Raw genomic sequence first — 26514 nt, 5'->3', positions numbered from 1 at the left:
ACGGCTATTGTCCCGCCTCGCTCCGAGTGCCCTGAACCAGGGTGGGGGTGGCGGTGATCTCCCCGGTGACACCCCCGCCGAGGTCCCCGGCGATCTCGTCCGCGGCCCGGTGGGCGCTCGCCACGCAGGCCGGGATGCCGACCCCGTCGTAGACCGCCCCGCACACCCGCAGCCCGGGCAGCTTGGCCACCTCGTCGCGGATGCGGGCGACCCGGGTGAGATGGCCCACCGGGTACTGGGGCAGTCCGCCGATCCACCGGGTGACCTCGGTCCCCACGGGCCGGGCGGTGAGTCCGGTCGCGGCGGCGAGGTCGCGCAGGGACACGCCGACGAGCTCGCCGTCCTCGCGGTGCAGGTGCTCCTCCTCGCCGTACCGGCCGACCGAGGTCCGCAGCACGAACAGGTCCGGGGCCGCGTCGGCCACCCACTGCCACTTGTGGGTGGAGAAGGTGGCGGCCTTGATGGTGTGCCCGTCGACCGGCGGTACGAGGAAGCCGGAGCGCCCGTCGAAGGCCGTGCCGGTCACGTCGGAGCGCCGGAACGCCATGGTGACCAGCGCCATCGACGCGTACTCGACGCCCGCGAGCTCGGCCGAGGCGCCCGGTGACTCGGCGGCGAGCAGGGTGGCGGCGGACCAGGCGGGGACGGCGAGGACGACGCCGTCGGCGGAGACGACCCCGGTGTCGGTGCGGACGTCCCAGCCCTCGGCGGTACGGGTCAGGCCCAGCACGGGCGTCTCGGTGCGGATCTCGCCGCCCCCGGCGCGCACGGCGTCGGCGACGGCGCCCGGGAGGCTGCCGATGCCTCCCTCGATGCCCTGGAAGACGGGCCCGGTCCGCTGCCGGGCGGCGGCCCGCTCCTGGAGGCGGGCGACCCCGTCGAGCAGGGAACCGCCTTCCCGGGCGGTCTCGAAGAGCTGCGGTACGGCGGCGCGCATCGAGATCCGGTAGGCGTCCCCCGCGTACACCCCGCCGAGCAGCGGCTCCACCAGCCGGTCCACGACCTCGCGCCCCAGCCGGTCCGCCACGTACGCGCCGACGGCGACGTCCTCGCCGATCACCGCCGGGGGCAGCTCGCGGTCCTCGGCGATCCGGGCGAGCCCCTCGGCCGACAGCACCTCGCCCATGACGGACGGGTCACCCGGGACGCCCATCACATGGCCCTTGGGCATCGGGCGCAGCGCGTCGCGCGTCCACAGCGCGGCGGTGGCCGTGGCGGGCGGCTGGAGGCGGTCGCCGAGTCCCACGGCACGGGCCAGGCCGACCGCCTCCGGGCGGCGGGCGAGCATGGACTCGGCGCCGAGGTCGACCCGGACGCCGGCGACCTCGCCGGTCATGAGCTTGCCGCCGAGCCGGTCGGTCGCCTCCAGGACGGTGACCCTCAGCCCGGCGCCGACGAGCCGGTGGGCGGCCGCGAGCCCGGCGATGCCGCCGCCGATGACGACGACATGGCGGGGGGCCCGGTCCGCGCGGTGTGTGGATGGCTGCATGGCTCCACTCTCTCAAACCGGTTCCGAGTCCCGGCCGTGGCCGGTTCGAAACCGGGTTTCCCGGGTCCGCCCGCGGGGAAGCGCGCCTCCCGCACCTCGGCGGCCGGGGACGTCACCGGCCGGACCGCCACCCGGCGGGCCGGCCGAGGTGGTCACACCGGAAGGCGAACTGAGCAGCCGTCAGGCGGCCCCGGTGGCGCTGCTCGCCCGGGGTTCCCGGACGCCTGCGCAGCGCCGCCGGGGCGCGAAGGGCGAGTGAGTGTGCCGCCGGCGCGGGCCGCCCCGTAGCGTGGGTGCTTTCGTCAAGGCTTCGGAGGGACCCGGCATGGCGGCGGAACGACTGGTGATCATCGGCGGGGACGCGGCGGGAATGTCCGCCGCGTCCCAGGCCAGGCGGCTCAGGGGCCCGGACGAGCTGAGCATCACCGCCTTCGAGCGGGGCCACTTCACCTCGTACTCCGCGTGCGGAATCCCTTACTGGGTCAGCGGCGACGTCACCGGCCGGGACGACCTCATCGCCCGTACGCCCGAGGAGCACCGGGCCCGCGACATCGACCTGCGCACCCGCACCGAGGTCACGGAGATCGACGTGGCGGGGCAGCGGGTGCGCGCCCTCGACCGGGAGTCCGGCGAGGCGTACTGGACCGGGTACGACAAGCTGGTGATCGCCACCGGGGCCCGCCCGGTGCGTCCGGACCTGCCCGGCATGGACGCGGCCGGGGTGCACGGGGTGCAGACCCTGGACGACGGGCAGGCGCTGCTGGACACCCTGGAACGGACGGAGGGCCGTCGCGCGGTCGTCGTCGGGGCCGGATACATCGGCGTCGAGATGGCCGAGGCGATGCTGAAGCGCGGCTACGAGGTGACCGTCCTCAACCGCGGCGAGCAGCCGATGGCCACGCTCGACCCGGACATGGGGCGCATGGTCCACGACGCGATGGACGGGCTCGGCATCACCACGGTGAACGGGGCGGAGGTCACCGGGATCAGGACCGGTCCGGACGGCCGGGCCGCCGAGGTCGTGACGGATCACGCGTCCTACCCGGCGGACGTGGTGGTGCTCGGCATCGGGGTGCGGCCGGAGACGGCTCTGGCCCGGGAGGCCGGGCTGCCGCTCGGACCGCACGGCGGGCTGGTCACCGACCTGGCGATGCGGGTCACCGGCCACGAGAACATCTGGGCGGGCGGCGACTGCGTGGAGGTCCTGGACCTGGTGGCGGGCCACACCCGGCACATCGCGCTCGGCACGCACGCCAACAAGCACGGCCAGGTCATCGGCTCCAACGTCGGCGGCGGCTACGGCACGTTCCCCGGTGTGGTGGGCACGGCGGTGAGCAAGGTGTGCGACCTGGAGATCGCCCGGACCGGGCTGCGCGAGAAGGACGCCCGGGCGGTGGGCCTGCGGTACGTCACGGCGACGATCGAGTCGACCAGCCGGGCGGGCTACTACCCGGACGCGCGGCCGATGACCGTGAAGATGCTCGCGGAGTACCGCACGGGCCGGCTCCTCGGCGTGCAGATCGTCGGCCGCGAGGGCGCCGGCAAGCGGGTCGACGTGGCGGCGGTGGCGCTCACCGCCCGGATGACCGTGGAGCAGATGACCGCCCTGGACCTGGGCTACGCCCCGCCCTTCTCACCGGTCTGGGACCCGGTCCTGGTCGCGGCCCGCAAGACCGTCTCGGTGCTGCGGAAGGCGGGCACGGCCTGAGCGGCGCCCGCCTCCGCGCCGGTTCAGCGGGCGGTGCTGGTGTGGACGTACTCGACGAGGCGCGTGAGCGCGTCCGGGTCCATGTTCGGCATGACGCCGTGCCCCAGGTTGAAGATGTGGCCCTCCAGCCCGGCAGCCGCCTCCAGCACCTCCCGGGTCTTGGCCTCCACCGCGGAGGTCGGCGCGAACAGCACCGCCGGGTCGAGGTTGCCCTGGAGCGCCTTGCCGGGGCCGACGCGGCGCGCGGCCTCGTCCAGCGGCACCCGCCAGTCGACGCCGACGACGTCCGCCCCGGCCTCGCCCATCAGGCCGAGCAGTTCGCCGGTGCCGACGCCGAAGTGGATGCGGGGGACGCCGTACGCGGCGACGGCGTCGAAGACCTTCGCGGAGGCGGGCAGCACGGAGCGCCGGTAGTCGGCGGGGGCCAGGGCGCCGACCCAGGAGTCGAAGAGCTGGACGGCCGAGGCGCCGGCCTCGATCTGGACCTCGAGGAAGGCACCGGTGATCTCGGCGAGCCGGTCGAGCAGGTCCGCCCAGAGCTCCGGGTCGCCGTACATCATGGCCTTGGTGTGCTCGTGGTTGCGGGAGGGCCCGCCCTCCACGAGGTAGCTGGCGAGGGTGAACGGCGCGCCCGCGAAGCCGATCAGCGGGGTCTCCCCCAGCTCGGCGGTGAGCAGCCGGACGGCCTCGGTGACGTACGGGATGTCCTCGGGGGTCAGATCGCGCAGCCGGGCGAGGTCGGCGCGGGTGCGGACCGGCTCGGCGATGACCGGGCCGACGCCGGGCTTGATGTCGAGGTCGATGCCGATCGCCTTGAGCGGGACGACGATGTCGCTGAAGTAGACGGCGGCGTCGACCTTGTGGCGGCGGACGGGCTGCATCGTGATCTCGGCGACGAGCTCCGGCATCGTGCAGGACTCGAGCATCGGGATGCCTTCGCGCACCTTCAGGTACTCGGGCAGCGAGCGCCCCGCCTGGCGCATGAACCAGACCGGCGTGTGCGGCACCGGCTCGCGCCGGCACGCCTTGAGGAACGCCGAGTCGTAGGTGGCGGAAGTCTTCGTCTGCTGCCCGGAGGGGCGGTCGTTGGCACTCACGCACAGAATCTTCGCACGCGCGGGAAACGAGCCCGGCCCCGCACGGGTGTCCTTCCGCGCGCGGAGCCCCCGTTCCGCCTACTCTTCCCCGCATGGCTGCGGCTCAGGGACACATCTCCGGTCAATCCGATGGCGCTGACGGCACGGACGGCGCGGAGGGTGGTGCCGTCCCGTCCGCGTTCCGCTCGGCGGTGGACGCGCTGCGCGCGGCGCGGCTGCGCCCCGAGCTGGAGGTGGAGCCGACCCGGCCGCCGAAGCGGCTCGCGCCGCACGCGTACGCGCTGGAGGCGGCGGTCGTCGACGGCGAGGACGACCTCGCCGACGGACGGCTCGTCCTGCTCCACGACCCGGCCGGCCACGAGGCGTGGCAGGGGGCCTTCCGGCTGGTGACCCTGGTCCGCGCCGAGCTGGAGCCGGAGATGGCCGCCGACCCGCTGCTGCCCGAGGTCTGCTGGTCCTGGCTGACCGGCGCGCTGGAGGCCCGCGGCCTGTTCTACGGGGAGGCGGGCGGGACGGTCACCATGGCGGGGTCGCACTACTTCGGCGCGCTGGAGACCCGGCGCCCCGCGACACAGATCGAGATCCGGGCGTCCTGGACCCCGCGCGAGGGCCCGGGCGGGGCGCCGGACGCGGCGGCCCATTTGGTCGCCTGGGGCGACCTGCTCTGCCAGATCGCGGGCCTGCCGCCGTCGGGACCGGTCGACGCGGCGGTGGTCACGCTCCCCCAGCGCCGGGGCCCGCAGGCGCCGTGATCCCCGCCGTGACCGGGGCGATCGGGGCGGCCTTCGGGCCGCCCCGCTGTGCGTGACAGCCCGTCATGCGATCAGTTTCAGCCAGTGGAAAACGCTCTCAGGAATCGACCGAGAACCCCATTTGCCCGAATTGTTACTCAACAAATCGTGATCTTCCCCTAAAGGAGCAGGGGTCTGCTGCCGAAGGAGTCAATGACCCTTCAAGCACGGTTCGCCCCGGCTTCATCCCCGAGCCGGCCCGTCCCGCCACTCCCCAGGAGGCCTGGTGTCCGTTCTCCTCGAGCAGCCCGCAAGCCTGGTCGCCTACCGCCCGAACAAGCCGACGGCCATGGTCGTCGTGGCCGACCCGCGCGTCCGTTCCACCGTCACCCGCCATCTGTGGGCCCTCGGAGTTCGTGACGTCATCGAGGCGTCGTCCATCGCGGAGGCCCGTCCCCGCGTCGGCAACCCGCGCGACATCTGCGTAGCCGACGTCCACCTGCCCGACGGTTCCGGGCTGACCCTGCTGTCCGAAACCCGAGCCGCCGGCTGGCCCAACGGGCTCGCCCTGTCCGCCGCCGACGACATCGGCGCCGTGCGCAACGCCCTCGCGGGCGGCGTCAAGGGCTACGTCGTCACCGGCACCCGCACCAACATCGGCCACCCGGCCCGTCCCGGCGTCGCCCCCATCGGCGCCACCGCCGCCCGTATGCACCGCCGGCCCCCCGGCACCCCGAGCCACCCGGGCGGCTACCGCGAACTCTCCGGCCGCGAGGTGGAGGTCCTGCGGCTCGTCGCCGAGGGCCAGTCCAACAAGGCCATCGGCGTCTCCATGGGGCTGTCCGCCCTGACCGTGAAGAGCCACCTCGCCCGCATCGCCCGCAAGCTGGGCACCGGCGACCGCGCCGGCATGGTGGCGGTGGCCCTGCGGACGGGCATCATCCACTGACCCTCCGCCCCGGCCGGTGCGCGGTGTGCGACACCGGCTGGATTATGTGCATGGCGCCTGCCGACGGAACGTTCCGTCGGCTGGCGCCGCGCACACACAGATACCCTTGACACGTGACCGACGCCCAAGAGACCGCAGCAGACACATCACTGCGAACCACCGGGGGCGCTCCCCCGGACGACGTCGCCCCGGCGCCGATCCCCTTGCTCGAACCGCGCGAGGGCATTCCGCCGGTGGTGGCCTCCGACGACGCCCTGGCCGGGGTGATCGCGGCATTCGCCGCGGGCTCGGGCCCGGTGGCCGTGGACGCCGAACGGGCCTCCGGCTACCGCTACGGACAACGCGCCTACCTCGTACAGCTGCGCCGTGACGGGGCGGGCAGCGCGCTCGTCGACCCCGTCGGCTGCCCCGACCTGTCCGGGCTCGGCGAGGCCCTGCGCGGCACCGAGTGGATCCTGCACGCGGCGACGCAGGATCTGCCCTGTCTCCGCGAGATAGGGATGACGCCGACCGGGCTCTTCGACACCGAGCTCGCCGGGCGGCTGGCCGGCTTCCCGCGCGTCGGCCTCGGCGCCATGGTCGAGAACGTCCTCGGCTACTCGCTGGAGAAGGGCCACTCCGCCGTCGACTGGTCCACCCGCCCGCTGCCCGAGCCCTGGCTGCGTTACGCCGCGCTCGACGTCGAGCTCCTCATCGACCTGCGCAACGCGCTGGAGGACGAGCTCGACCGGCAGGGCAAGCTGGAATGGGCCCAGGAGGAGTTCTCCGCCATCGCCTCGGCGCCCCCTGCTCCCCCGCGCCAGGACCCGTGGCGCCGCACCTCCGGAATGCACAAGGTCCGCCGCCGCCGGCAGATGGCGGTCGTCCGGGAGCTGTGGAACACCCGGGACCAGATCGCCCGGCGGCGCGACATCTCGCCCGGCAAGGTGCTCGGGGACGCGGCGATCGTCGAGGCCGCGCTCGCGCTGCCGGCCAACACGCACGCGCTGACCGCCCTCACCGGCTTCGGTCCGCGCATGGGCCGGCGCCAGCTGGAGCAGTGGCAGGCCGCCGTGGACCGGGCAAAGGCGCTGCCCGACACGGAGCTGCCGCAGCCCGGGCAGGCCCTCGCGGGTCCGCCGCCGCCGCGCGCCTGGGCCGACAAGGACCCGGCCGCCGCCGCCCGGCTCTCGGCGGCCCGCGCCGCGGTGTCCGCGCTCGCGGAGCGGCTGCACCTGCCGCAGGAGAACCTGATCACGCCGGACACGGTGCGCCGGATCTGCTGGGAGCCGCCGAAGAACCCGACGCCGGAGACGGTGGAGTCCGCGCTCGCCGGGTACGGCGCGCGGCACTGGCAGATCGAGCAGGTGGCCCCGCTGCTGTACCGCGCGCTGACCCGGCCCTCGTAAACGGCACGCGGCCCCGACGGCTCGGGGCAGGGGCGTGATCACGCCAGGTTCCGCTTGCACCGCCCCATGGCCCGGACGGACTCGAAAACGAGTCCGTCCGGGCCATTCGCCGTGTGCGGAGGGGCGCTCTGCGGGCAGTTTCCGCGTGTGACCTTCGCCGCTCCGGCACCAGGGGGTGGGCAGTCTGGTTACCCGCAAGTAGCATGACCGGAGCGGCGTGCCCCCGGGCGCGCCCCGCAGCAGTGCCATCCCGCACCCTGGAGGAGAGCCATCGTGCCTCGTACCATCCGGGACGTCGTCTTCGTAGACGGCGTCCGCACCCCGTTCGGCAAGGCGGGCCCGAAGGGCATCTACCACGAGACCCGCGCCGACGATCTCGTCGTGAAGGCCATCCGGGAGCTGCTGCGCCGCAACCCGGACCTGGACCCCAAGAGGATCGACGAGGTCGCCATCGCCGCGACCACGCAGATCGGCGACCAGGGCCTGACCCTCGGCCGCACCGCCGGCATCCTGGCGGGACTGCCGCAGTCCGTCCCGGGCTACTCCATCGACCGCATGTGCGCGGGCGCCCTGACCGCCGTCACGTCGACGGCCGGCTCCATCGCGTTCGGCGCGTACGACGTCGTCGTGGCCGGCGGTGTCGAGCACATGGGCCGCCACCCGATGGGCGAGGGCGTGGACCCCAACCCGCGGTTCGTGTCGGAGAAGCTGGTCGACGAGTCCGCCCTGTTCATGGGCATGACCGCGGAGAACCTGCACGACCGGTACCCCACGATCACCAAGGAGCGCGCCGACGCCTACGCGGTGCGTTCGCAGGAGAAGGCCGCCAAGGCGTACGCCGACGGCAAGATCCAGCAGGACCTGGTGCCCGTCTCGGTGCGCCGCACGAACGCCGAGGCCGGTGAGACGGGCTGGGGCCTGGTCACCGCCGACGAGCCGATGCGCCCGGGCACCACGATGGAGTCCCTGGCGAACCTGAAGACCCCGTTCCGCGCCCACGGCCGCGTCACCGCCGGCAACGCGGCGGGGCTCAACGACGGCGCCACCGCCTCGCTGCTCGCCGCCGAGGACGTCGCCCGCGAGCTGGGCCTCCCGGTCAAGATGCGCCTGGTCTCGTACGCCTTCGCGGGCGTCGAGCCGGAGGTCATGGGCTACGGGCCGATCCCGGCCACCGAGAAGGCGCTCGCCCAGGCCGGCCTGTCCATCTCGGACATCGGTCTCTTCGAGATCAACGAGGCGTTCGCCGTACAGGTGCTGGCGTTCCTGGAGCACTACGGCATCGCCGACGACGACGCCCGCGTCAACCAGTACGGCGGCGCGATCGCCTACGGCCACCCGCTGGCCTCCTCCGGCGTCCGGCTGATGACGCAGCTGGCCCGCCAGTTCGAGGATCATCCCGAGGTCCGCTACGGCCTCACGACCATGTGCGTCGGCTTCGGCATGGGCGCGACGGTCGTCTGGGAGAACCCGCACTTCGAGAACGCCGGAGGCGACAAGTGAGCACCACCACCGAGCTTCTGAAGGGTGCGGCCGAGCTGTTCCCGGGCGAGGTCGTCACCCAGGCGCACGTACGCCACCTGGACCTGCCGGCCGGTGCGGGGCGCTTCGCCCTCATCACGCTGGACAACGGCCTGGACCACACCAAGCCGACCACCTTCGGACCGCAGTCGCTGGCGAACCTCGACGCCGCGATCGACCAGGTCGAGAAGGAGGCCGCCGAGGGCGCGATCACCGGCGTCGGCATCACCGGCAAGCCGTTCATCTTCGCGGTCGGCGCCGACCTCAAGGGCGTCGAACTGCTCAAGGAGCGCAAGGACGCGCTGGCCATCGGCAAGGGCGGCCACGACGTCTTCCGCCGGCTCTCCTCCCTCGCGGTGCCCACCTTCGCGTACTACAACGGCGCGGCGATGGGCGGCGGCGCCGAGGTCGGGCTGCACTGCTCGTACCGCACCGTCTCCAAGGCGCTGCCGGCGTTCTCGCTGCCCGAGGTCTTCCTCGGTCTGGTCCCCGGCTGGGGCGGCTGCGTGCTGCTGCCGAACCTGATCGGCGCCGACCGCGCGGTCTCGGTGATCATCGAGAACTCGCTGAACCAGAACCGCCAGCTCAAGGGCGTGCAGGTCTTCGAGCTCGGCATCGCGGACGCGCTCTTCGAGGGCGCGGACTTCCTGGAGCGGTCCCTCGTCTGGACCGCGGACGTGCTGAACGGCACGGTCACGGTCGAGCGCCCCGAGGTGGACCGCGGGGACGCCTGGGACCAGGCCGTCGCGCGCGGCCGGGCCATCGCCGACTCCAAGGTGCACGGCGCGGCCCCGGCCGCGTACCGCGCGCTGGAGATCGTCGCCGCGGCCAAGGACGGCGACCTGTCCGCCGGCTTCGACCGCGAGGACCAGGCCCTGGCGGACCTGATCATGGGCGGCGAGCTGCGGTCCGGGATCTACTCCTTCAACCTGGTCCAGAAGCGCGCCAAGCGCCCGGCCGGGGCCCCCGACAAGAACCTGGCGCGCCCGGTCACCAAGGTCGGCGTGGTGGGCGCGGGCCTGATGGCCAGCCAGCTCGCCCTGCTGTTCCTGCGCCGCCTGGAGGTGCCGGTCGTGCTGACCGACATCGACCAGGAGCGCGTCGACAAGGGCGTCGGCTACGTCCACGCCGAGATCGACAAGCTGCTCTCCAAGGGCCGCGTCAACCAGGACAAGGCCAACCGCCTGAAGGCCCTGGTCTCCGGTGTGCTGGACAAGGCGGAGGGCTTCGCCGACGCCGACTTCATCATCGAGGCGGTCTTCGAGGAGATCGGCGTCAAGCAGCAGGTGTTCGCGGAGGTCGAGGCGGTCGCCCCGGCGCACGCGATCCTCGCCACCAACACCTCGTCCCTCTCGGTCACCGAGATGGCCTCGAAGCTGAAGAACCCCGAGCGGGTCGTCGGCTTCCACTTCTTCAACCCGGTCGCGGTCCTTCCGCTCCTGGAGATCGTGCGCGGCGAGAAGACCGACGACGCGTCGCTGGCCACCGCCTTCGGGGTCGCCCGCAAGCTGAAGAAGACCGCGGTGCTCGTGAAGGACGCCCCGGCGTTCGTCGTCAACCGCATCCTCACCCGCTTCATGGGCGAGATCCAGAACGTCATCGACGAGGGCACCCCGGTCGAGACCGCGGAGAAGGCCATCGAGCCGCTCGGTCTGCCGATGTCCCCGCTGGTGCTCCTGGAGCTGGTCGGCCCGGCGATCGGCCTGCACGTCTCCGAGACCCTGAACCGCGCCTTCCCGGAGCGCTTCACCGTCTCCGAGAACCTGGCGGCGGTCGTGAAGGCCGGCAAGCGCGGCTTCTACGTGTACGACACGGGCGCCCCGGTCCTCGACCCCGAGGTCGCCGCCCTCCTCAAGCAGGGCGACACCGTCCTGACCGAGCAGCAGGTCCGCGACCGCGTCCTGGACGCGGTGGCCCAGGAGATCGGCCTGATGCTGGACGAGGGCGTCGTGGCCGAGGCCCAGGACATCGACCTCTGCCTGATCACGGGCGCCGGCTGGCCCTTCCACCTGGGCGGCATCACGCCGTACCTGGACCGCGAGGGCGTCTCGGAGCGGGTGAACGGGAAGAAGTTCCTGGCGGCGGGCGTGGCCAGCGTTCCGGCGTGACGCTCAGCGCCTGACTGGAAGGGGGCACCGCGAGACCGGCTCGGGCCGGCCGCGCGGTGCCCCCCCTTCCGTGTCACCAGGCGGGCAGCGCCGGATAGTGCTTGCAGCCCGGACCGCAGGGCAGACGTGAGGACATCGACGTGTGCAGCCAGCTGTCCTCGGGCACGCCGTGCACCTTCAGCTCCAGCCTCGTCGCAGGCGAGTGGATGGCGCTGAACACGGCCACGAACTCGACGGTGTAGGTGCCCGGTCGCCAGTCGTGGGCGTGGGCGACCCGCCAGCTGCCGTCCTCCTGCACCGGTGCCTCGGCTATGAGCCGGCCCTGCTCCAGCACCATGACCTTCTCGACGCCGCGTCCCGCCTTGCCGGAGAACCGGGGGCGGGGGCCGCTCCACGCCCCCTTGCGCGGTCCGGTGACTTCGGGGGCCTCCAGCCGGTCGAGGACTTCGAACTCCGTCTCCGACGACATGGTCACGGCGTTGCCGGCGAGGGCGATCGCGGTGACCTTGTGCCGGCCTCCCGGCCACTGCACGGCGCGCCGCCACTGCCACGCCCCGTCCTCGGCCGTGCGGGTCCCGCCGAGATACTCGCCCTCCTCGAAGAAGAGCACGTACTCGGCGCCGCTGGGTGCGGTCCCCGTGAGCTTGCGGCCGGCACCGACCAGGGCACCGGGGGCCGGGGAGGTGAAGGCCGGCGCGGCGGCGACCCCGGGCTGGGCGGTCAGCGCCAGCTGCGGCTGCTGCACGGTGAACTCGGTCTGCACGGGCGGCAGCTGCCCCGGCACCAGTCGCTGGATGTCCACCACTCCGGGCGGCAGGCCGGGCAGGGCTGCCAGTCCGCTCGCCACCAGCCGCGCCGCTTCGCGGGCCCCGGCGTGGTTGAAGTGGGACGCGTCGATGACACCCTGCGGGTGGTTCGGGTGTTCCGCCGGATCCAGCCACCGGTAGAACCCCCTGGCACGCATGGGGCCGAGCTCGGCGAGGAGCTGGGTGGTGAAGGCCGTCATGTCGATGACCGGGCAGCCGAGTTCCGCGGCGGCCTCCAGGGTCAGCCGGGGGTAGTCGTCGTGCGTGTTCACCGGGTTGCCGGCGACGTCGAAGGTGCACCGGGCCGCCGGGGTGAGGAGGACGGGCACGGCGCCCTCGGCCCGGATCGCCTCGACGTAGAGCCGCAGGTACTCCTTGAACTCCCGCGCGCCGTGGTACCGGTTCATCTGGTTGATCCGCTGCTCGACGTTGCCGAAGGCGATGAGCACCAGGTCGCCATGGCCGACGAGGGTGAGCAGCGCGGTGAACCGCCCCGTGTAGTAGCCGCGCAGCGTCATGGCGTCGCGCGCGTAGTTGCGCATGTCGCAGCCGGGCGTCAGGAACTCGCTGAGGTACTGGCCCCATCCCGCGAGCGGCGACTCCTCCTCGGTGCGGGGGGCGGCCACCGAATTGCCGATGACGCAGATCTTTCTCATGTCTTCTTCTCGTCTCCGTTGTCGCCTGCCCCGAGGCGGGGGTAAGCCTGCCTGCCAGGGGCCGAAGCGGACACCCGGCCGTGGTTCCTGCTGCCGCGTCCGGTGCGGCCGGCCGTCCGCGCGGCCGTGCACGTACTCCCGCCGCACACGAAGTCCGGGCGGGGGGTGCTCACAGCGGCCACCCCGGCAGGTCTCCGGCGTGGAAGCGCTGGTTGCGCGGGGAGCCGGCCTCGAACTGGCTGGCCACCGGAAAGTACGAGGGCAGGAAGGCCGCGAGCACGGCGTCCTGCTCGTCCTCGGTGACGTCGCCGTCGTGGTAGTCGTTCAGGCAGAACACGTCGTGCGGACGGTTGAGCTGGAGGCGGGAGAGCCGCTGCCGGTGCTCGCTCAGGCCCACGTTGACGAAGCCGCAGTTGATGCTGCCCGGCGCCGACCGCTGGGTGTGGAAGCCGAAGTAGTGGTGCAGCGAGGAGGCGATGGCGAGATCGGAGTGGCTGCGGAAGCGGCTGGCGGCGGTCCGGGCGACGGCGGGCGCGTAGTAGTGCTCGATGTCCGCGAGGACGCTGCGGCGCAGGGGGTGCGGCGCGTGCAGGAACGAATGGGCGATGACCTGCCCGAACGAGTCGGCTATCAGCTGGCGGTTGTTCTTGGCCGCGCTCACGTTGAACTCGTCGGCGGCCGTGGCCGGTCCCATGGGCACGGTCGTCGGGGACATGAAGTGCTTGGCGACGCCGTTGCTGTGGAAGAACATGCTCGGCTGGAGCACGCGGCCGATGAAGACGTCGTCGTTGAAGTACAGGAAGTGCTCGGACAGGCCGTCGATGCGGTGCAGCTGGCTCTCGATGGCGTGCGAGTTGTACGTGGGCAGCACCGAGGGGTCGGCGAAGATCTCCCGGTGGTCGACCACCCGGACCCGCGGGTGGTTGAGGTCGAGCCACTCCGGGACCTGCTGGTCGGTGACCAGGTAGATGGTGCGGATCCAGGGGGCGTACATGTCGATGGAGCGCAGCGAGTAGCGCAGTTCGTCGCGGTCCCGGAAGCGGGCGGCGCTGCTCGCGGAGTCCTCGGTCTGCATGCCGAGGGCGTGCATCACCGCGTGCTTTCGCTCCAGCCAGCCGATGTCGCCGCCGTTGACCCAGGTGTACACCGCGTCGATGGGGAAGTTGACGTCTCCGTGGACGGCGCCGGCATACGGCTCGATGGTGGGGTACGTACGCCCGCCCAGGACGGTTCCGACGACGTTCATGGCCCGGGAGGGCACCCGGTCGCCCACCACGGTGCGCACCGGCGAGACCATCGTGTCCGGGTCCTCCGGGTCCTCCTCCCAGAAGTTGATGGTGCAGCCGTAGACCCCGGCCAGGCGGAGGGTACGGGCGGGCGTGACGGCGTTCTGGTAGACGCGGACCGCGGAGCAGGGGGTCTGCGTGTGCTGCTCGGCGAAGGCGGCGAGGACCGTGGCGGTCGGGGACTGCCGTTCGTTGAGCAGCGCCACGTACACCGCGCTGTCCCCGTGCGCGGCGGTGAGCGCCTTGAGCACGGGCTCCCGGTTGGAGACGTGGACGGCGACCGCGTGCCGGACGTTGGTGTCCCGGGTCACGAAGTACGGGATGCGGGCGTTCTCCAGGGCCGCGGCGACCAGGGCGAGGTTGTGCTGGACCACGTCCCAGGGGGATGCGCTGCCCATCTGCCGGCACAGCTGTCCGCCGTCGCGCACGAGAGCCCGGTCCGCGCGGAGCAGCCGCTCCTCCAGGGCCCGCTGCGCCTTGGTGTCGATGGTGGTCGCGGGGGCGGGGGCGGCGGGGCGGAGGATGCCCTCCTGTCCGCCCATCAGGGCGTGGACGGCCTGCCGCTCCGCCTTGCGGGCCTCGCGTTCCCCGGACGCCCGGGCGGTGTGCAGCTCGGTGAAGATCTTCTCCCACATGGCGGTGACCACGGGTGGCGCGAGCCGGGCGACGGATTCCGCGGCCGCGTGGCCCATGCCGTGGCGCAGGGGCGTGTCCTCGATGAGCCGGATGAGCGCGCGGGCCGCGGCATCGGTGTCCCCGGCCGGTACGAGGATGCCGGTCCGGCCGTCCAGGATGACCTCGCGCGGCCCGTTGGGGCAGTCGTAGGAGACCACGGGCACACCGGCGGCCTGGGCCTCGGTCAGCACCAGCGGGAAGGCCTCGTTGCGCGAGGTCATGAGGGCGATGCTGGCCTTGGCCCACTCCTCGGCGAGGTGGGGCGAGTTGCCGTTGAGCTGGACGCTGTCCTGGAGGCCGAGCATGTCGATCTGCCGGCGCAGGGTGCCGGCGAGCGGGCCGTCGCCGAAGATGCGCAGCGTCCAGGTGGGGTGCACGCGGGCCACGGTGTCCCAGATGGTGATCGCGTGGTCGATCTGCTTCTCGCCGACGAGACGGCCCGCGATGACGACGCTCCGGGTCTCCAGCGTCGAGCGGGGCCGGAATCCGCGCGGCAGCGCGTTCGGAACGACGTCGATGCGCGGCGCGCTGTGGCCGAGGGTCTCGGCGAACCAGTCGCGCGTGCGGTTGCTGAGCACGGCGAGCGCGTCCAGCCGGGACGCGTAGCGCAGCAGGGGTTCGGCGCTGGGGCCCCTCAGCTCCGAGACCCGGTGCTCCTGGTGGAGCGTCATCACGTGTGGGGGCGCCAGCTGCACCGCGAGGGCCATGAGCGCCGGTGTGGTGGTGATCAGCAGGTCCGTGTCGGTGTGCTGGAGCGCGTACTCCAGTTCCAGGTCGGTCAGCCGGTTGAACGCCGCTTCCCAGGCCGGGTCGACCAGGAGGCTCGGCAGGCCCGCGACCTGCGCCCACGCCTCGGGGGCCAGCCCGGTGGGGCGGACGGGGCGGGGCTCCGCACCGGTCCGGTCGATCAGGTAGTCGACACGGATGCGCTCGTCGATCGGGAAGAAGAGCTGCGGCTGCGTCTTGAGGATGCTCATCACGCGGACGTCGTGGTTGCCCACGAGTTCGGCGGCCTGGTTGAACACCGCTCGTTCGGTGCCTCCTACGGCGTCCGCGGTGAGCAGGAGAAAGGTGATCTTCATGGGGTGCGGTTACGCGGCTTCCGTCATCGGGCTGCACTGGATGCGGAAGTTACCCGCGGGTGTGTAGCGGGGCAGTACGAGCATGGGGCGGCGGCCCACCGGTGTGACGGCGGTCTGCCGGTAGGCGAAGACCCGTCCGGGGTTGCGGACGTCGTGGAGGCGCCGGCCCAGGCGCATGTCCCGCAGGTTGCCCGAGCTGAGAACGAGGTCCCACTGCTCGGCACGGTCACGGAGCGGGGACATCAGGTGCAGCGGCACGAACACCTGCCACAGCCCTTCGTCGAGCCGTTCGGCGTCGGCCTCCAGGCGGCGTCCCGAGGCGACGAACCCGACCGAGGGGGTCTCGGGCTCCGCGCCGACCACCCGGAAGGTGACGTCGACGTGGCTGTGGGTCACGTGGACGCGCACGACCTCCGCCGACGGCTGGGGCCGGCTGAACATGATGTGGGCGCTCCCGGTGACGCTGCGGCCCAGCCGGTAGCGGTCGCCGGTGGCGGCCGACGCCTCCATGGGCCGCGTCGGGCCGCCGTACGGAACGGGGAGGTCCACGAGGAGCAGGGGCAGCGCACGGCGGCGCGTCCGCTGGGACAGGCGCAGCCGGATCTTCCAGCGGCCGGGCGTCAACGGCAGGCCGCTGACGTCCTGTCCGAGCAGGATCGCGGCGTCCATCGCGACGCCTCCGTCGTGGTCGGTGTAGACCTTGGCGTCGGCGGTGTGCCGGCGCCCCCGCCGCCTCAGCTCGATGCGGGCGTCCTCGTCCGGCCGTACCCAGCGCGGCATCCGGGCGTGCAGGTTCACGGTCTGCCCGTCGAGCACGGCGGCGTAATGGAGCACGGCGGCACGGCCCCGGCGACGGGGCAGGAAGTAGCGCCGCAGCAGGGCGGACCGTACGCGGGCGGCTCGGCGGCGCAGTGCGCGCAGGGGGTGTCGGCGTTTCATCGGGCAACTCCGTCGGCGAGGCCGTTCTGGGTGGGAACCGCGTCGAGCGTCGGGGACGAGGCTCGACGGTCGGCGAGCCGGGTGGGGCCGACGACCCCGTCGGGCAGCTCGAACCGGCTGGGGACGGGGAAGTACCTGTCGAGGAAGGACCGGATCATGCGTTCCTGGGCCTCCGGGTCGGGGTGTTCGACGGTGTCGTTCAGGCAGAACGTGTCGAAGTGCCGGTGGGCGAGGAGGCTGTCCAGCCGGCGCCGCGCCTGGTCGGCGGCGAGGTCGATGTACTGGTAGCGCAGGTTCCCCGTGGTCGTGCGGCCGGTGTGGAAGCCGTAGTAGTGGTGCAGGGACGAGGCGATCGGGACGTCGTCCGGGGACCGGAAGCGGGAGTGCTGGGTGCGGTGGTGCTCCGCGCTGTAGACCAGCTCGATGTCGGAGAGGATGCTCCGGCGCAGCGGGTGCGGGGTGTGCTTCATCTTCTGGGCGATCCGGGTGCCGAAGGAGCGCTCGATGAGGGCCCGGCTGTTCTTGCCCGCCGCGTTCACCGGCAGGTCGTCCGTGTCCACGGGACCGCTCGGTATGAGGGCCTTGGACTGGAAGAACTTGGTCAGGCCGTTGGTGTGGAAGAAGCGGTCGGCGCTGAGCGGACGGCCGAAGAACACGTCGTCGTTGAGGTAGAGGAAGTGTTCGGACAGGCCCTCGATGTGGTGCAGCTGGCTCTCGATGGCGTGCGAGTTGAAGGTGGGCAGGGCCGTGGGGTCGGAGAAGATCTCGCGGTGGTCGACGACCTTGATGCCCGGGGCGTCGGTGTCCAGCCAGCCGGGCACCTGTCCGGCGGTGACCAGGTAGACGGTGCGCACCCAGGGCGCGTACTGGTGCAGGGAGCGCAGGGAGTAGCGCAGTTCGTCGCGGCTGGTGAAGCGCGAGTCGTTGGCCGCCTGGGCGTGCAGGGTCCGTGGCGTGCCGCCCGCCCGCCCCGAGCGGACGGCATCGCGTTCGGCGCTCCAGTGGGGGTCGGAATCGTCGACCCAGGTGTAGACGACGTCGATGGGGAAGAGGTGGTCCTCGGCCAGGGGCTGGGTGAACTCGGCCACCGTGCGGGCGCTGCCGGTGGTGTAGGCGCCGGGGATCAGGGCGAACAGCGCCTGCGGGACGGTGTATCGCGGGGCGTCGGCCGGCACCTCGGTGACCACCCGGTTGGGGCGGGGCGCCTCCAGCGTCTCGCCCCGTCTCTTCCAGAATTCCAGCTCGCAGCCCTGGTCGGCGCCGTAGACGAGTTGCTCGGTCGGGTCGGTGACGTACCAGGCGACGCGGAGGGCGTCGTGTTTGCGCAGCTGGCGCCAGGACTTGCCGACGTCGCCGGGCCGCATGCCGGACTCGGACGCGGTGGCCGCCCCGATGTAGCCGGGGGTCTGCTCGAAGGCGATCTGGATCATCTCCTCCGCCGACTCGCGCTGGTCCGCGGGCACCGCGACGGTCGGAAGGTCCTTCGTCGCGCCGCGGACGCAGAAGTAGTCGATTCCCCCGGCCTCCAGCGCGGCGATGAGGATGTGCAGATTGCGCGCTCTGGCCGCCCACGCCGTGGCACCGTCGACGACGAGGGCGTGCATGTGCCGGCCCTTGACGCGCACGACGCGGCGGGTGGAGGCCACGCTGTGCCGGGGCGCGTTGCGACGGCCGCCCATCGCCCACACCACCGTCGCGGAACGTATGGCGTCGACGGAGCTGAACGAGGACTTGACCGCCGAGCGCAGGGGGGCCGGCACTCTGCGCACGATGCCCCTCCGGGCGCCGTCCGGCACCATGGACCGATACGCCGAAACCAGCGATCCCGCCTCCGGATTGCCGGAACCGACCACGAGGCATCCACCACCCACGCCACTGCGGTCCAGCACCCGCCTCGACCGGATGCCTCATTGCGCCCGGACGAGGACGGTATGAGACCGAAACCTGTCATCCCACATGAAAAACCGCCCCACAGGGCGGTCACACCTGCTCACTCACGAGCAAGCCACAGAACCTTCACATAAAGACGCGGTCAACGTCCAGTCAAAAACATGACTACATGCAATATGAACCCGTGATGAACACCACGGTGAGCTGGTACAACCCCTTACCGGCGGGCCCGCCGGATCACAGCCGGCGCCACTGCGACGAGAGCGTGAACCCCGGCCCCGGCTCCCGCCGGGCGAGCGACACCGCCCCGTCCCGCCCGCGCACCGCCACGACGACGCGACCGTGCCCGTCGACGGCGAGAGCGGGATCACCGACGCACTCCTGAGCGGTGTCGGACCACCAGACGCCGCCCTGCTCGCCCTCCGTGGCACAGAAGCCGATCAGCAGGGTGCCGCCCGTCCCGCGCTGGGCGAGGACCGTGCAGTCGTAGCCGTCGACCACGGCGCGCAGGGCGACGACGGCGCCCTCTCCGGGGTAGCCGCCCAGCAGTACGGGCCAGGCCCCCGCCCGGAAGGAGACGATTCCCGACGTGGCCGTGTCGGTCCAGTAGTACGTGAGCCGGTCCGGCGCCGTCTCCAGCGCCGTCGCCGTCCCCTCCACGGCGTAGAACTGCAAGGGGGGAGCCGTCAGCAGCGGGCCGTCCGGAGCCTCCTGCCGCCATTGCCGCATCCCGCGGTCACTGGTGGCGAGGACCTCCACGAGCCCGCCCGAGGTCACCGACGGCACGATCTCGGCGGAGAGGCCGGCACCCTTGAGGTCCTGCCAGGCCCCCCATTTGCCGCCCTTGCCCTCGCGGCGCATCTGCAGTCCGCCGCCGGCGTTGCGCGCGAAGACGAAGACCGTGCCCTGCGGGTCGACGACACCGGCCGGCGCGCCCACCTTCCGGCCCCGCTCCCGGTCCCGGTAGAAGTTGCCGAGGGAGCGCCACTCGGTGACGGGGCGGCCGGTCTGGTACTGGACGGCGTGCACGAAGTCCACGCTCGGCCCCTCGGCGTCCCGGCGTTCCCGCCGGCCGAGGAAGTGCACATACCCGTCGGCGCCCTGGACGACGGTGACGTCCGTCAGTCCCGCGACCGGCACGTGGTCCGGCCCGTCCCACCGGTCATCGCCGGGGCTCCGCTGCGTCCAGCGCAGCAGACCGCCGTCCGTACGGGCGTAGACCGTGAGCCTGCCGTCCTTGCCGAGCGTCATCCAGCGACCGCGCGGCATGCCACTGACCTCGTGGCGGCCGGACGGCGGAGCCGAGGGGAGGACACTGCCCACGGAGCCCGTTCTTCTTCTCCGCATGGCCCCCGTCACCCTCTCCCCTTCACCTGTTCTTCATCGCGCCCACACAGGACCGATAGCATCATATGCTCAGCATCGATGCGCCCGATCCGGGCCACTCCGATCGGCGACCTGGGAACCAGAACACCTATTCGCGCGATCCTCTGTTCTATAGTGCACGCTCAGTCATGACGCACGGACCGGCCCATCCCCCCACCCGAGTCCCACGCACTCCACAGCCCGCCCCGGGGCCCACGAGATTTGAGGACTCGACCACGATGAGCCACGACGCCGTACCCACGAGCACGCCAGAGAGCCGCCCGACGTCTCATGGCGGCCGGGGGAAGCGCAGGGAAGGCCGCAAGCGCCGTCGCGGCCTCAAGATCACCCTCAGCGTCCTCCTCGTGCTGCTGCTCGCCGCAGGCGGCACCGTGTGGTGGCTCTACAGCCACCTCAACGGCAACATCAAGGGCGTCGACATCAACAAGGCGCTCGGTGAGGACCGGCCCGAGAAGCTGCCCACCAGCGGGCAGAACCTCCTGGTCCTGGGGTCCGACTCGCGGGCCGGCTCGGAGAACAAGGAGCTGGGCGGCGGGGCCGGGGTCAGCGGGGCCCGGTCCGACACCGCGCTCGTCGTGCACATCCCGGAGGGCCGCCAGAAGGCCGTCGCCGTGTCCATACCGCGCGACACCCTGGTGACCCGGCCCGAGTGCACCAAGGCCGACGGTTCCACGCTGGCGGCCAAGGACCGTGTGATGTTCAACTCGGTGTACTCGCTGGTCGGTCCGGCGTGTGTGGTCAAGACCGTCGAGAAGATGTCCGGGGTGCGCATCGACCACTACCTGGAGATCAACTTCGCCGGGTTCAAGGGACTCGTCGACGCCATCGGCGGCGTGAACATCGACGTCAAGGAGCCCATCCACGACAAGAAGACCGGGCTGGACGTGGAAGCCGGCCCGCACAAGTTCGACGGCACCGAGTCCCTGAAGTTCGTCCGCACCCGCTACAGCCTCAGCGACGGCACCGACCTGAGCCGCATCGGCCTCCAGCAGCAGTTCCTCATGGCCCTGCTCAAGGAGGTCAAGAGCCAGGACCTGCTGGGCAGCCCGACCAGCGCGTACAAGATCGCCAACTCGGCGACGGCGGCCCTGACCACCGACGAGGAGCTGGCCTCGCTCACCTCGCTCGCGAAGTTCGCCCGGTCCATGAACGGGGTCGACCCGGACACGATGGAGACGATCATGCTCCCCGTCGAGTACGACAAGATCGACCACAACCGCGTGGTGGCCGTGAAGTCGCGGTCGGACGCCCTGTGGAAGGCGATCCGCGAGGACGCCCCCATCCCCGAGTCGGCCAAGAAGTCCCCGGCGCTGGGCCAGGGCTGACCGGAGACAGCAGCGGTACGGCCCCGGGAACGCTCCCGGGGCCGTACGCGTCACGCGCCTCGCGGGCCGGCCGGGCCCGCACGGCTCACACCCGCTGCGCCGGTCCCAGCGCGAGCCCGGGTTCGTCGTTCTGCCGGGCCACGTAGAGCCCGCCGCGCTCCCCGATCGTCGCGAGCACCACGCGCCCGTGGCCGTCGAGCGCCAACGCCGGGGGCGACGAGGTGCGTTCGCCCGTCGCCGCCCACCACAGGCCGCCCGCCTCGTTCTCCGTACCGCAGGCCGCGAGCAGCACGCGGCCGTCGCGGGTGCGGTGGGCGAGCACGGTGCAGTCGTAGTCGTCCAGCTCGGCGCGGAGCACCGCGACCGGGCCCTCGGCCGGGGTGTCCCCGATCGTGATGGGCGGGGCGTCCAGGCGGTGGGCGACCAGGGTGCCGGTGGTGGCGTCGGTCCAGTAGAAGGTGTTGCGGTCGGGCGCGGTCTCCAGCACGCTCACCGCGCCGCCGGCGATCTTGACGTTCAGGTTGTCGCCCTTCTGGAAGGCGCCGCCGGGCTCGGCCTGGGCCCACCGCATGGCCTTGTTGGCGCCGGGGACCAGCAGCTCGATGCGGCCCGACTCGGCGACCGCGACGGCCATCGTCTCCTTGCCCAGGGTGCCCCTGAGGTCCTTCCACCCCTCCCACTTGCCGTTCTTCGCCTCGCGGCGCAGCATCATGCCGCCGTTGGCGTTGCGGACGAAGACGTGGACCGTGCCGGTCGGGGCGACGGCGGCGGCCGGCGGGCCGATGCGGGCCGCGCGCTCGTCCCCGTCCTTGTACGGATTGCCCACGGTCCGCCAGGCGGTGACCGGGCGGCCCGTCTGGTACTGGATGGCGTGCACGAGGTCGACCCGCGGCTGCTCCTCGTCGCCGTGCACCGTGCGGCGGCCGATGAAGTGGACGTAGCCGTCCTGGCCCTGGGCGAGGCCGAGATGGGTCAGGTCCGGGACCGGGAAGAACTCGGGGCCCTGCCAGCCGGGGCCGCCGGGGCGCTCCTCGGTCCAGCGCAGGAGCCCGTCCTCGTTGCGGGCGTAGGCGGTGAGCCTGCCGTCCTTGCCACACACGAGCCAGCGTCCGTCGACCGGGGTCTCGCCGGTCCCACGGGCGCTTTCGACGTCTCGCAGGGCGTCGTCGCCCTTGCCCGAGGCGCTCCCCTGGGCACGTCTCGACCTGACTCGCATGTCGTGGCGTCTTCCTTCCGTGATGGTCCGCCCCCGATCTGCGGCTTTGGGTCTCGACCGGCATCCGGAAGGCGGGGAGCACCCATCATAGAATCACCGTTCGAACCCTTGGAATCACCGCGTCCGGACCGCTTGGGCGGGGCTGCGGGGCCCCTGACATGACACGCTGGACCCATGCCCGATCCGCTGCCCCTGGTGATCGTCGACGCCGCCAATGTCGTCGGGTCCGTCCCGGACGGCTGGTGGCGGGACCGGCGGGGCGCGGCCGAGCGGCTGCGCGACTCGCTGGTGCGCTACGCCTCCGACGGCCTGCCCGGTGTGCCCGGCCCCGTAGACCTGGTGCTCGTGGTCGAGGGGCGGGCCCGGGACGTCGCGCCCGTGCCCGGGGTGCGGGTGGCGGCGGCCCCGGGCAGCGGTGACGACCTGATCGCGGAGCTGGCGGCCGGGGCGGCGCCGCGCCCCTGTGTCGTGGTCACCGCGGACCGGGAGCTGCGCCGCCGGGTCGAGGCGCACGGGGCTCGGTGCGCGGGGCCGCGTACGGTGCGGCCGGGGGCCTGAGGGTCAGACCCGCTCGCGGTTCACCCGGCTGTGCGAACGGCCGTACGCGAAGTAGATGATCACACCGAGCACCATCCAGACCGCGAACCGCAGCCAGGTCTCGGCCGGCAGGTTGAGCATCAGCCAGACCGAGGCGGCCACCGACACGACCGGGACCAGCGGCACCCACGGCGTGCGGAAGGCACGGTGCAGGTCCGGGCGGGTGCGGCGCAGCACGATGACGCCGAGGGCGACGACCACGAAGGCGAAGAGGGTGCCGATGTTCACCAGCGTGGCGAGCTCGTTGATGCTGGTCACCCCGGCGACGACGGCGATGATCACGCCGAGCAGGATGGTCGGGCGGTACGGGGTGTGGAAGCGCGGGTGCGTCTTGGAGAAGAACCTCGGGAGCAGGCCGTCGCGGCTCATCGCGAAGAACACCCGGGTCTGGCCGAGCAGCAGGATCATGCAGACCGTGGTGAGGCCGACGGCGGCACCGAAGCTGATGACACCCGCGTAGAAGGGGTGGCCGACGGCCTTGAAGGCGTCGGCGAGCGGGGCGCTGACGGACAGTTCGGTGTATCGCTGCATGCCGGTGACGACGATCGACACGGCGACGTAGAGCACGGTGCAGATGAACAGGGAGGCAAGGATGCCGCGCGGCATGTCGCGCTGCGGCAGCTTCGTCTCCTCCGCGGCCGTGGCGACGACGTCGAAGCCGATGAAGGCGAAGAAGACGATGGAGGCGGCGGTGAAGATGCCCATGACCCCGAAGTTCGTCGGGGCGTAGCCGAAGATCAGCTGGACCAGCGGGGCGTCCAGCCCGGACCCGGCGGACTGCGGCTCGGCCGGGGGGATGAACGGCGAGTAGTTGGCGGTGTCGATGAAGAACAGGCCCGCGATGATGACGATCAGGACGACGGCGATCTTGACGGCGACCACCACCGTGGTGACCCGGGCGGAGAGCTTCATGCCCAGCACCAGGATCACGGTCAGGGCCAGCACCAGGGCGAAGGCGAGGATGTCGAAGCCGAACCCGTCCGCCACGTCCGGCCCGGCCAGCACGTCGGGCAGGTGCCAGCCCGCGTTGTCCAGCAGCGAGCGGACGTAGCCGGACCAGCCGACCGCGACCACCGCCGTGCCCAGCGCGAATTCCAGCACGAGGTCCCAGCCGATGATCCAGGCGACCAGCTCTCCGAGCGAGGCGTACGAGAAGGTGTAGGCGGACCCCGCGACCGGCACGGTGGACGCGAACTCCGCGTAGCACAGGGCGGCCAGCGCGCAGACGACGCCGGCGACGACGAAGGCGAGGGCGGTGGCCGGTCCCGCCGTCTCCTTGGCCACCTTGCCGGTGAGGACGAAGATGCCGGTGCCGATGACGACGCCGACCCCGAAGACCGTGAGGTCGAGGGCCGAGAGCGACTTCTTGAGGGCGTGCTCCGGCTCCTCGGTGTCGCGGATGGACTGCTCGACCGTCTTGGTCCTGAACAGCCCGTTCCGGCTCGGGGGCAGGTCCTGCTGCGTGCTCACCGGCGTACCTCCACGCGCTCGTCGTGCACGCCATGTTCCGGACCCGGCACCACCACCCGTTCGCGGCACGCCTGCCCCGGCCGGAGTTCACGCGAACGGGCCGGTCGGACCACTCGATACGGGTGGTCCGACCGGCCCGTCCGGCCGAGCGGGTGGGCGTCAGTCCCGGACGCGCTCCGCCACGGTGCGGTCCTCCGCCGTCTCGTAGCGCCCGTCCAGCTTGGCGACCAGGCCGGTGACCTGGCGGGCGATGTCCGGGGCGGTCAGCCCGATCTCGGCCATGACCTCCTTGCGGGAGGCGTGGTCCAGGAAGACCGGCGGGATGCCGAAGTCGCGCAGCGGTACGTCGACGTCCGCGTCGCGCAGCGCCTGGGAGACCGCGGAGCCGACGCCGCCGACCCTGCTGTTGTCCTCGACGGTGACGACGACCCGGTGCCGCGCGGCGAGCGGGGCCATGGCCTCGTCCACCGGCTTCACCCAGCGGGGGTCCACCACGGTCGTGGAGATGCCCTGGGCGTCGAGCAGGTCGGCGATCTCCAGGCACATCGGGGCGAGCGTGCCGACGGAGACCAGCAGCACGTCGGGCCGGGCTGCCCCGGGCTCGCGGAGCACGTCCATGCCGCCCACCGTGGAGACGGCCTTGACGGAGGGGCCGACCGCGCCCTTGGAGAAGCGGACGACCGTGGGCGCGTCGTCCACCTCGACGGCCTCCCGCAGCTGGGCGCGGACCTGGTCGGCGTCGCGCGGGGCGGCGATCCGCAGGCCGGGCACGACCTGGAGGATCGACATGTCCCACATGCCGTTGTGCGAGGCGCCGTCCGTACCGGTGATGCCGGCCCGGTCCAGGACGAAGGTGACCCCGCACTTGTGCAGGGCGACGTCCATCAGGACCTGGTCGAAGGCGCGGTTGAGGAAGGTGGCGTAGACCGCGAAGACCGGGTGGAGGCCGCCGGTGGCGAGGCCGGCCGCGGAGACCGCGCCGTGCTGCTCGGCGATGCCGACGTCGTAGATCCGGTCCGGGAACTCCTTCTCGAACCCGGTCAGGCCGACCGGCTGGAGCATGGCCGCGGTGATCGCGACGATGTCCTCGCGCTCGCGGCCGAGCTTGACCATCTCCTCGCCGAACACCGAGGTCCAGTCGAGGCCGGAGGTGGCGACGGGCAGGCCCGTGTCGGGGTGGATCTTGCCGACGGCGTGGAAGCGGTCGGCCTCGTCCTGGAGGGCGGGGGTGTAGCCGCGGCCCTTCTCGGTGAGGCAGTGCACGATGACCGGGCCGCCGAAGCGCTTGGCGCGCTGGAGGGCGGACTCCAGGGCCTCGATGTCGTGGCCGTCGATGGGGCCGACGTACTTGAGGCCGAGGTCCTCGAACATGCCCTGCGGGGCGATGAAGTCCTTCAAGCCCTTCTTGGCGCCGTGCAGCGTCTCGTACAGCGGCTTGCCGACGACGGGGGTGCGCTCCAGCAGGTCCTTGCCGCGGGCCAGGAATCGCTCGTAGCCGTCGGTGGTGCGCAGGGTGGCGAGGTGGTTGGCGAGGCCGCCGATGGTGGGGGCGTAGGAGCGCTCGTTGTCGTTGACGACGATGACGAGGGGCCGGTCCTTGGCGGCGGCGATGTTGTTCAGCGCCTCCCAGGCCATGCCGCCGGTGAGCGCGCCGTCCCCGATGACCGCGACGACGTGGTCGTCCTTGCCGCGGACCTCGTTGGCCTTGGCCAGGCCGTCGGCCCAGCCGAGGACGGTGGAGGCGTGCGAGTTCTCGATGACGTCGTGCTCGGACTCGGCGCGCGAGGGGTAGCCGGAGAGGCCGCCCTTGCCCTTGAGCCTGCTGAAGTCCTGGCGGCCGGTGAGGAGCTTGTGCACGTAGCTCTGGTGGCCGGTGTCGAAGAGGACCTTGTCCTTCGGCGAGTCGAAGACCCGGTGCAGGGCGATGGTGAGTTCGACCACGCCGAGGTTGGGTCCGAGGTGGCCGCCGGTCTTGGAGACGGCGTCGACGAGGAAGGTCCGGATCTCCTCGGCGAGCTGCACCAGCTGCTCGGAAGTGAGGCGGTCGAGGTCACGCGGTCCGCCGATGCGGGTCAGCAGATCCCATCCGTCGCCCACCACCGCCCGTGCATGACGCGCTTCGCGCGGCTGTGTCACCGTGCCTCCTTGCGATTGTGCTGGTCGAGCATTGCCGATCCGATGAGTCTAACGGCCTCCCC

General features: G+C 72.1%; 18 protein-coding genes. 8 read left to right on the top strand and 10 right to left on the bottom strand.

Going from position 1 to position 26514, the window contains the following annotated elements; all coding sequences use genetic code 11:
- Nucleotides 1-4: 4 nt before the first annotated feature.
- Nucleotides 5-1489: a protoporphyrinogen oxidase gene (gene hemG / locus FKN01_RS17570; RefSeq protein ID WP_143621557.1), complete on the bottom strand. Its 1485-nt coding sequence runs from the start codon at nucleotides 1487-1489 to the stop codon at nucleotides 5-7.
- A gap of 325 nt (nucleotides 1490-1814) precedes the next feature.
- Here hemG and FKN01_RS17565 point away from each other — a divergent pair, with 325 nt between their 5' ends.
- Nucleotides 1815-3197 carry an FAD-dependent oxidoreductase gene (locus FKN01_RS17565; protein ID WP_143621554.1) on the top strand — a complete coding sequence of 461 codons (1383 nt, stop codon included), beginning with the start codon at nucleotides 1815-1817 and terminating at the stop codon, nucleotides 3195-3197.
- Nucleotides 3198-3220: 23 nt separating this feature from the next.
- On the opposite strand, the gene hemE is transcribed toward FKN01_RS17565, so the two are convergent.
- The gene (gene hemE, locus FKN01_RS17560; RefSeq protein ID WP_143621551.1) at nucleotides 3221-4294 is read right to left on the bottom strand and encodes a uroporphyrinogen decarboxylase; all 1074 of its coding nucleotides are present in this window, start codon (nucleotides 4292-4294) and stop codon (nucleotides 3221-3223) included.
- A 92-nt stretch (nucleotides 4295-4386) separates the two neighbouring features.
- On the opposite strand from hemE, the gene FKN01_RS17555 reads away from it, so the two are divergent.
- From FKN01_RS17555 to FKN01_RS17535, 5 genes are all read left to right on the top strand, one after another.
- Nucleotides 4387-5046 carry a DUF3000 domain-containing protein gene (locus tag FKN01_RS17555; protein ID WP_143621548.1) on the top strand — a complete coding sequence of 220 codons (660 nt, stop codon included), beginning with the start codon at nucleotides 4387-4389 and terminating at the stop codon, nucleotides 5044-5046.
- 265 nt (nucleotides 5047-5311) lie between these two features.
- Nucleotides 5312-5974 carry a response regulator transcription factor gene (locus FKN01_RS17550; protein ID WP_018100712.1) on the top strand — a complete coding sequence of 221 codons (663 nt, stop codon included), beginning with the start codon at nucleotides 5312-5314 and terminating at the stop codon, nucleotides 5972-5974.
- A 113-nt stretch (nucleotides 5975-6087) separates the two neighbouring features.
- Nucleotides 6088-7362: a ribonuclease D gene (locus tag FKN01_RS17545; protein WP_185992877.1), complete on the top strand. Its 1275-nt coding sequence runs from the start codon at nucleotides 6088-6090 to the stop codon at nucleotides 7360-7362.
- A gap of 273 nt (nucleotides 7363-7635) precedes the next feature.
- Entirely contained in the window at nucleotides 7636-8862 is a 1227-nt protein-coding gene (locus FKN01_RS17540; RefSeq protein ID WP_143621546.1) for an acetyl-CoA C-acyltransferase, read from the top strand.
- Nucleotides 8859-10988 (top strand): 3-hydroxyacyl-CoA dehydrogenase NAD-binding domain-containing protein, encoded by a 2130-nt coding sequence (locus FKN01_RS17535; protein ID WP_143621542.1) that lies wholly within the window; start codon nucleotides 8859-8861, stop codon nucleotides 10986-10988. Before FKN01_RS17540 ends, FKN01_RS17535 begins: the two co-directional genes overlap by 4 nt.
- A 73-nt stretch (nucleotides 10989-11061) precedes the next feature.
- Here FKN01_RS17535 and FKN01_RS17530 read toward each other — a convergent pair whose 3' ends face one another.
- The 5 genes from FKN01_RS17530 to FKN01_RS17510 all read right to left on the bottom strand — a co-directional run bounded on the left by FKN01_RS17530 (nucleotide 11062) and on the right by FKN01_RS17510 (nucleotide 19591).
- On the bottom strand, nucleotides 11062-12450 hold the full coding sequence (locus tag FKN01_RS17530; RefSeq protein ID WP_143621539.1) for a hypothetical protein: 1389 nt from the start codon (nucleotides 12448-12450) through the stop codon (nucleotides 11062-11064).
- 169 nt (nucleotides 12451-12619) lie between these two features.
- Complete coding sequence (locus tag FKN01_RS17525) at nucleotides 12620-15493, bottom strand: stealth conserved region 3 domain-containing protein (protein ID WP_143621536.1); 2874 nt, start codon at nucleotides 15491-15493, stop codon at nucleotides 12620-12622.
- A 9-nt stretch (nucleotides 15494-15502) separates the two neighbouring features.
- Nucleotides 15503-16432 carry a hypothetical protein gene (locus tag FKN01_RS17520; protein WP_143621533.1) on the bottom strand — a complete coding sequence of 310 codons (930 nt, stop codon included), beginning with the start codon at nucleotides 16430-16432 and terminating at the stop codon, nucleotides 15503-15505.
- Nucleotides 16429-18231: a stealth family protein gene (locus FKN01_RS17515; protein WP_143621529.1), complete on the bottom strand. Its 1803-nt coding sequence runs from the start codon at nucleotides 18229-18231 to the stop codon at nucleotides 16429-16431. Before FKN01_RS17515 ends, FKN01_RS17520 begins: the two co-directional genes overlap by 4 nt.
- A 328-nt stretch (nucleotides 18232-18559) precedes the next feature.
- A complete protein-coding gene (locus tag FKN01_RS17510; protein ID WP_143621658.1) occupies nucleotides 18560-19591 on the bottom strand; it encodes a hypothetical protein in 1032 nt (343 codons plus the stop codon).
- 335 nt (nucleotides 19592-19926) lie between these two features.
- Here FKN01_RS17510 and FKN01_RS17505 point away from each other — a divergent pair, with 335 nt between their 5' ends.
- Nucleotides 19927-21033 (top strand): LCP family protein, encoded by a 1107-nt coding sequence (locus FKN01_RS17505; RefSeq protein ID WP_143621526.1) that lies wholly within the window; start codon nucleotides 19927-19929, stop codon nucleotides 21031-21033.
- An 85-nt stretch (nucleotides 21034-21118) separates the two neighbouring features.
- Here FKN01_RS17505 and FKN01_RS17500 read toward each other — a convergent pair whose 3' ends face one another.
- On the bottom strand, nucleotides 21119-22249 hold the full coding sequence (locus FKN01_RS17500; protein WP_143621523.1) for a hypothetical protein: 1131 nt from the start codon (nucleotides 22247-22249) through the stop codon (nucleotides 21119-21121).
- A gap of 174 nt (nucleotides 22250-22423) precedes the next feature.
- Between FKN01_RS17500 and FKN01_RS17495 the strand changes: the two genes are divergently transcribed.
- Nucleotides 22424-22807, top strand: a complete 384-nt coding sequence (locus FKN01_RS17495) for an NTP pyrophosphohydrolase (RefSeq protein ID WP_143621521.1) — start codon at nucleotides 22424-22426, stop codon at nucleotides 22805-22807.
- Between the two features lie 3 nt (nucleotides 22808-22810).
- Here FKN01_RS17495 and FKN01_RS17490 read toward each other — a convergent pair whose 3' ends face one another.
- Together FKN01_RS17490 and dxs are read right to left on the bottom strand one after the other, a co-directional pair.
- Nucleotides 22811-24316, bottom strand: coding sequence for an amino acid permease (locus FKN01_RS17490; protein WP_143621518.1), 1506 nt, complete (start codon nucleotides 24314-24316; stop codon nucleotides 22811-22813).
- 159 nt (nucleotides 24317-24475) lie between these two features.
- Entirely contained in the window at nucleotides 24476-26395 is a 1920-nt protein-coding gene (gene dxs, locus FKN01_RS17485; protein ID WP_185992879.1) for a 1-deoxy-D-xylulose-5-phosphate synthase, read from the bottom strand.
- Nucleotides 26396-26514 lie beyond the last annotated feature (119 nt).

This window comes from Streptomyces sp. 130 (assembly GCF_007096885.1).
In the GTDB taxonomy this organism is placed as follows: Bacteria; Actinomycetota; Actinomycetes; order Streptomycetales; family Streptomycetaceae; genus Streptomyces.
The sequence above is the reverse complement of the archived record's forward strand: the minus strand, read 5'-3'. Positions and strand labels throughout refer to the sequence as shown.

Bases quoted from the DNA above. Each gene is read 5' to 3' on its own strand.
- hemG (WP_143621557.1), bottom strand. From the start codon at position 1,489: ATGCAGCCATCCACACACCGCGCGGACCGGGCCCCCCGCCATGTCGTC.
- FKN01_RS17565 (WP_143621554.1), top strand. From the start codon at position 1,815: ATGGCGGCGGAACGACTGGTGATCATCGGCGGGGACGCGGCGGGAATG.
- FKN01_RS17555 (WP_143621548.1), top strand. From the start codon at position 4,387: ATGGCTGCGGCTCAGGGACACATCTCCGGTCAATCCGATGGCGCTGAC.
- FKN01_RS17530 (WP_143621539.1), bottom strand. From the start codon at position 12,450: ATGAGAAAGATCTGCGTCATCGGCAATTCGGTGGCCGCCCCCCGCACC.
- FKN01_RS17525 (WP_143621536.1), bottom strand. From the start codon at position 15,493: ATGAAGATCACCTTTCTCCTGCTCACCGCGGACGCCGTAGGAGGCACC.
- FKN01_RS17520 (WP_143621533.1), bottom strand. From the start codon at position 16,432: ATGAAACGCCGACACCCCCTGCGCGCACTGCGCCGCCGAGCCGCCCGC.
- FKN01_RS17515 (WP_143621529.1), bottom strand. From the start codon at position 18,231: ATGGTGCCGGACGGCGCCCGGAGGGGCATCGTGCGCAGAGTGCCGGCC.
- FKN01_RS17510 (WP_143621658.1), bottom strand. From the start codon at position 19,591: ATGCCGCGCGGTCGCTGGATGACGCTCGGCAAGGACGGCAGGCTCACG.
- FKN01_RS17505 (WP_143621526.1), top strand. From the start codon at position 19,927: ATGAGCCACGACGCCGTACCCACGAGCACGCCAGAGAGCCGCCCGACG.
- FKN01_RS17500 (WP_143621523.1), bottom strand. From the start codon at position 22,249: ATGCGAGTCAGGTCGAGACGTGCCCAGGGGAGCGCCTCGGGCAAGGGC.
- FKN01_RS17495 (WP_143621521.1), top strand. From the start codon at position 22,424: ATGCCCGATCCGCTGCCCCTGGTGATCGTCGACGCCGCCAATGTCGTC.